The organism is Luteibacter sp. RCC_6_2, from assembly GCF_041360655.1.
GTDB lineage: Bacteria > Pseudomonadota > Gammaproteobacteria > Xanthomonadales > Rhodanobacteraceae > Luteibacter.
On record NZ_JBFUPQ010000003.1, the window covers coordinates 331,171 to 337,170 of the forward strand.

The 6,000-nt window shown below is 65.8% G+C and carries 5 protein-coding genes and 1 riboswitch; of the genes, 2 read left to right on the forward strand and 3 right to left on the reverse strand.

Features of this window, described 5'->3' with window-relative positions; genetic code table 11:
* Positions 1-187: 187 nt before the first annotated feature.
* The 3 genes from AB6730_RS04935 to AB6730_RS04945 all read right to left on the reverse strand — a co-directional run bounded on the left by AB6730_RS04935 (position 188) and on the right by AB6730_RS04945 (position 2,809).
* Entirely contained in the window at positions 188-526 is a 339-nt protein-coding gene (locus AB6730_RS04935; RefSeq protein WP_371022542.1) for a hypothetical protein, read from the reverse strand.
* 190 nt (positions 527-716) lie between these two features.
* The gene (locus tag AB6730_RS04940) at positions 717-2,114 is read right to left on the reverse strand and encodes a TolC family outer membrane protein (RefSeq protein WP_371022543.1); all 1,398 of its coding nucleotides are present in this window, start codon (positions 2,112-2,114) and stop codon (positions 717-719) included.
* Positions 2,115-2,149: 35 nt separating this feature from the next.
* On the reverse strand, positions 2,150-2,809 hold the full coding sequence (locus AB6730_RS04945; protein ID WP_371022544.1) for a protein-L-isoaspartate O-methyltransferase: 660 nt from the start codon (positions 2,807-2,809) through the stop codon (positions 2,150-2,152).
* A gap of 341 nt (positions 2,810-3,150) precedes the next feature.
* Between AB6730_RS04945 and AB6730_RS04950 the strand changes: the two genes are divergently transcribed.
* Together AB6730_RS04950 and thiC are read left to right on the forward strand one after the other, a co-directional pair.
* The gene (locus AB6730_RS04950) at positions 3,151-3,816 is read left to right on the forward strand and encodes a TetR/AcrR family transcriptional regulator (protein WP_371022545.1); all 666 of its coding nucleotides are present in this window, start codon (positions 3,151-3,153) and stop codon (positions 3,814-3,816) included.
* Positions 3,817-3,850: 34 nt separating this feature from the next.
* Positions 3,851-3,950: riboswitch (TPP riboswitch) on the forward strand.
* A 78-nt stretch (positions 3,951-4,028) separates the two neighbouring features.
* Positions 4,029-5,900 (forward strand): phosphomethylpyrimidine synthase ThiC, encoded by a 1,872-nt coding sequence (thiC, locus tag AB6730_RS04955; protein WP_371022546.1) that lies wholly within the window; start codon positions 4,029-4,031, stop codon positions 5,898-5,900.
* Positions 5,901-6,000: the final 100 nt, after the last annotated feature.

Here is a 6,000-nt window from a genome sequence, read left to right on the forward strand (position 1 = left end):
CCGGATCGGGCAGGGATATCCTGATGACGGCTCGTTCATTCCTATATGGAAGCATTCTGAGTTTGCGGAATGGTTATAGGAAAAAACGGCAAGCTGTAGCGCCCGCCGTTCCAGCCCGTTGCGGGAGTAACCGCGCCCGCCGTGTCTTCGACAACGGGCGCGGCTTCGGCACGAAACAGCCGATGCGTTACTGCAGGATCGAGGCGCCCGGGCGCGAGAGGTCGGCGACCGGTCGCGGCGGAACGTTGGGGCGTACCGGCTTGCACAGGACGGTGGCCTTCAGGAGATGCACGTTGGCCATCGAACCCCAGCCGCCGATGTAGTCGTAGCGTACGTTCGCGACGAAGCCGCCTTCGGCGTCGCATTTCTTGGGAGCTTCCACCATGACGTGGTCGTAGGCTTGTCGCTTGCTGCTGCCGTGGTAGGTCAATTCGTACTCGTACGGCTCATACGGATCGGATTCGGCGTTCGCGGTCGTGGCGAAGGCGGCAAGCGCGAGCGCGCCGATGAGGAACGGGATTTTCATGATCGTCCTTGGTCGTTGTGATCGCCCGGAACGGGCTAGCGAATGATGTAGCCAGCACGGTGGCGCCGATACAGGCGATAGCCCCAAGACGCTGTAGTCCGATTCCGAAGCCACGCCAAGGCTCAAGGAACAAAAAAGGCCCTCGGTTCACGAGGGCCCTCTTCATTCTTTCCATTACGCGCCTGGCGAATTACTGCAGCAGTGCGTTGATCGCCTCGAGGTCCTTCACGTCCACCGTGCCCGCGGTCTGCTTGAGCAACAGCTTGTCGAGGATGAACTGGTGGCGGGCCTGCGAGTAGTCGCTGAGCGCCTGGGTGAGGTTCTGCTGCGCGATCAGCACGTCGACGATGGTGCGCGTGCCGACTTCGAAGCCGGCCTGCGTGGCGTCGCGTGCGCTTTCGGACGACTCGACGGCGGCCTTGGTGGCCTCGACCTTGCTGATGCCGGCGACGACCGAGCGGTAGTAGTTCAGCGTGTCGCGCACGACCTGGCGGCGGGTCGACTCCAGGGAATCCTGAGCCGAGTCACGCTGGTAGATCGACTGGCGCACGCGGGACTGCGTGAGGCCGCCGGAGAAGATCGGCACGCTGAGGGTCAGGCCCACGCTGGTCGCTCCGCGGCCGTTGCTGCTGCCGAGCGTGCCCGCGGAGGACGCGGTACCGGCGTTCTGCGTCCACGCCGTGCTCTTGCTGTAGCCGACCGTGGCATCGAGCGTGGGCAGGTGGCCAGCGCGTGCGGACGAGATGCTGTGCTCCGCCGACTCGACGTTGTACTGCGAGGCGATGATGGTCGGGTTGCTCTTGACCGCCTCGGCCACCCAGGCTTTCGGATCGTTGGGCGTGGGCGCGTCCATCGGCAGCTGCTCGCGCAGCTTCTTCAGGTTGTCGGCCGGCTTGCCGGTGATCTGGGTGAGCGCCTCGCGGGAATCCGCCAGGGTGTTCTCGGCGGTGATCACGGCGGCGACCGCGGTGTCGTGCTGCGCCTTGGCGTCCTGCACGTCGGTGATCGCGGAAAGGCCGACGTCGAAACGCTGCTGGGCCTGTTCGAGCTGGCGGGCCAGCGCCTGCTCGTTCGCCTTGGCGAAGGTCAGGGCGTCGTCGTTGGTCAGCACCTGGAAATACGCGGTGGCGACGCGGGTGGCGAGCTGCTGCAAGGCCGCCTCGTAGGTGGCGTCCTGCGCCTCCGACGAAGAACGGGCCGCCTTCAGGTCGGCGTACTTGCTGAAATCGACCACGCTCTGGCTGATGGTGGCGCCCAGCTCGCGGGTGCGGGTGTGGCCCGCATCGGAGGTGAGCACCGGGTTGCCGGCGCCGTCGACCACCGGGTTGCCCGCGGCGTCGGTGACGATCGAGCGGGAGGGGCCGTTCGGATCGCTCTGGTTAAGGCTGAGCTGGGCGGTGATCTGCGGCAGCAGCAGCGCGCGGGCCTGCGTCACGCCCTCGCCGGTGGCGAGACGGGTGGAATCGGCCTGCGACAGCACTGGGTCGTTGGCCCGGGCCTGTCGGTAGGCGTCGAGCAGGTCTTCCGCATGGCTCGCGAACGGCATCGCGGCCAATGCCAGCGCGACGGTGAGCAGCTTCAAGCGCATGGTTTCGCCTCGTGGGTGATAGGGAATCTGGTGGGTCAGAGCACGAAGCGCTTCACCGGCGCGGCATGCGCCAGGTAGGGAAGGTCCGTTTCGAACAGCGATTCCTCGCGATAGCGGCCTTCACCCTCGTGGGTGAGCAAGACCGCCGTTTGCGCGGGCGAATCGCCGCGTACCACGAACATGCGCCCGCCAGGCTTCAGCCAGCGCACGAACTTCTCGGGGACCGTGTGCACGGCTCCCGTGACCACGATGGCGTCGAAAACGCCCGTGGGCTTGTAACCGTTGACGGCCTCGGCGGTTTCCAGCGAGACGTTCGCCACCGCCGCGGCGGCCAGGCGCTGGCGCGCGGCCTCGACGAAATCGGCGTGCATGTCGATGCTGGCGACCTTGCCGGCCAGGCGGGCGAGGCAGGCGGTGAGGTAACCCGATCCCGTGCCGATCTCGAGGACCTCGTCGGTCTTGTTGAGCGCCAGGGCCTGGAGCACGCGACCCTCGATCACCGGCTTCATCATGACCTCGCCGTGCCCGAGGGGCAGGGTGAGGTCGGCGAATGCCACGTTCCGGTGGGCCGGCGCGACGAAGTCTTCGCGGCGCACGCTCTTCAGGGTCTCGAGGACGTCGGCGTCGAGGACTTCCCAGGGGCGAACCTGGTTCTCGACCATGTTCTGCCGCGCCTGCTCGAAATTCATCGCCATGTGTTGGATCCCGTACGAAAGCTGCAAAAAGATTCGGAAGGATAAGCGCTTAGCGCCCGTTTTCCCAATGTGTTAAGGCTGCGGTGCCGACGCCATCCGGCGAAGTGCCGGAAGTCACCGGACCGGCCTGACGGAAGTCATGGTCCGCGCCGCCGGCTCGTGCGCTGGCGCCTGAACGGACCCCGGCGCCCACCCTTGGCCGCCATGGGTAACCGCCCGAACGCCCCCACTTGTCATTCTAAGGTAGACGAGCGGTGCGGCCAGCGTTTTTCCGGCCTGCTGGAAATAACTGAACCGCTGCGTATAATAAAGTCATAATTTCTGTTTGTGAAGGTGCAGCCATGAACGCCAGCCCGAAATTGAAGACCCAGGGTCCGGGGCGTCCGAAGGACATGGAGAAGCGCGCGGCCATCCTCGACGCGGCCAAGTCGCTCTTTACCCATGGCGGCTTCGCGGGCACCAGCATGGATGCCGTCGCGGCTTCCGCCGGCGTTTCCAAGCTCACCGTGTACAGCCATTTCGGCGACAAGGACAACCTCTTCCGCGAGGTCATCCGCGCGCACGTGCAGGAACGCCTGCCGGACGACCTGTTCGACTTCAATCCGGGCGCGGACATCCGCGTCACCCTGACCAACATCGCCAGCCGCCATGCGGCGATGGAAACCAATACCGAATCGGTGGGCACCTTCCGCGCGATCCTCTCCGACTGCCAGTCGGGCGGCAATCCGCGTTTCGGCCGACTGGTATGGGAAGAAGGCCCGGCGCGCATGCACAAGTTGATGCAACGCCTGCTCGAGGGCGCCGCTTCGCGCGGCCAGCTCGACATCCCCGACGTGTCGCGTGCCACCACGCAGTTCCTCGCCTTGCTCAAGGGCGACCTGCTGATCCGCCGCCTGTTCGGTTGCGAAGATTGCGCCGTGCAGTTCGCCGAAGAGGTCAAGGCCAACGCCCTGGCCGCGGTGGACATGTTCATGCGCGCGTACTCGCCGCGCCATGTGAGCGTCTGACGCTCGCTTCCCGGCCCGCTTCGTGGTTGAATTCCCGGCGAAGCGGGGGTGCCCATGCGATATGCGCGGGCTGAGAGAGTCCCTTCGAACCTGATCCGGTCCGTACCGGCGTAGGAAGCTTCGTCCACGGTCGACATGCGTGCCATGCACGCGTCGTGCCCTCGTGACGGCGCCGTCCGCTTCTCCCTTCCCCCGTGAGGAACGAGAAGCCGATGAATGCCTTGCCCACCGACCTGGCCCGCGCCGCGCGCGAGCTGTCCCAGTCCGTCACCGCGCCGATGGCCGGCTCCCGAAAGATCCACGTCACCGGCAGCCGGCCCGACCTGCGCGTGCCGATGCGCGAGATCGCGCAGTCCGCGACACCGACGCTTTTCGGCGGCGAGGACAATCCGCCAATCGTCGTCTACGACACTTCCGGCCCCTACACCGACCCCACGCACGTGGTGGACCTGGCCGCCGGCTTGCCGACGTCGCGTGCGGCCTGGATCGCCGAACGTGGCGATGTCGAGCGGCTGGACGGGTTGTCGTCGAGCTTCGGCCGGAACAGGGCGAACGATCCGCGCCTGGATGCCGTCCGCTTCGCCTCCGCGCGTGCGCCGTTGCGGGCGAAAGCGGGCGCCAACGTCACCCAGATGCACTATGCACGGCGCGGCATCGTCACGCTGGAGATGGAATACATCGCCATCCGCGAGAACCAGCGCATCGACGCGCTGGCCGGTAGCGCGCTGCGCATGCAGCACCCGGGCGAGGCCTTCGGCGCCTCGCTGCCCTCGCGGATCACCCCGGAATTCGTGCGCGACGAGGTGGCGCGCGGCCGCGCGATCATTCCGGCCAACATCAATCATCCGGAAGCGGAGCCGATGATCATCGGCCGCAACTTCCTCACCAAGGTCAATGCCAACATCGGTAACAGCGCGGTGAGCTCCGGCATCGCCGAGGAAGTGGAGAAGCTGGTCTGGGCGATCCGCTGGGGCGGCGACACCGTGATGGATCTCTCCACGGGCAAGCACATCCACGAGACGCGCGAGTGGATCGTCCGCAATTCACCGGTGCCCATCGGCACCGTGCCGATCTACCAGGCGCTGGAAAAGGTCGATGGCGTGGCGGAGGACCTCACCTGGGAAATCTTCCGCGACACGCTGGTCGAGCAGGCCGAGCAGGGCGTGGATTACTTCACCATCCATGCCGGCGTCTTGCTGCGTTTCGTACCGCTCACGGCGAAGCGCGTCACCGGCATCGTTTCCCGGGGCGGCTCGATCATGGCCAAGTGGTGCCTCGCGCACCATCGCGAGAATTTCCTCTACACGCATTTCGAGGACATCTGCGAGATCATGAAGGCGTACGACGTGTCCTTCAGCCTCGGCGACGGCTTGCGGCCGGGCTGCGTGGCCGATGCGAACGACGCCGCGCAGTTCGGTGAACTGGACACGCTCGGTGAGCTTACGCAGCTGGCCTGGAAACACGACGTGCAGTGCATGATCGAAGGCCCCGGGCACGTGCCCATGCATCTCATCAAGGAGAACATGGAGCGCCAGCTGGAGAAGTGCCATGAGGCGCCGTTCTATACGCTGGGGCCGTTGACCACCGATATCGCGCCCGGCTACGACCACATCACCAGTGCGATCGGCGCGGCGATGATCGGCTGGTTCGGCACCGCCATGCTTTGCTACGTCACGCCGAAGGAACACCTCGGCCTGCCCAACCGGCAGGACGTGCGTGACGGCATTATCGCGTACAAGATCGCGGCGCACGCGGCGGATCTCGCCAAGGGTCATCCGGGCGCGCAGGTGCGCGACAACGCCTTGTCGAAGGCTCGTTTCGAATTCCGCTGGGACGACCAGTTCAACCTCGGCCTGGACCCGGACAAGGCGCGCGAATTCCACGACGAGACGATGCCGAAGGACGCGCACAAGTCCGCCCATTTCTGCTCGATGTGCGGACCGAAGTTCTGCTCGATGAAGATCACCCAGGACGTGCGCGACTACGCGGCGGAACAGGGCACGGTCGAGCTGGCCGAGCGCGGCATGGCGGAGAAGTCCGCGGAATTCCTGGCGCAAGGCGCGGAGGTCTACCACAAGGCGTAAGCCCCGGCGTCCGGCATCGCTATGGTGGGAGCAACTGTCTTTTTCCTTTGGCTCCTCAAGGCGCAGTGGATCGCCAGCCGACCTGATCACGGACCATGGC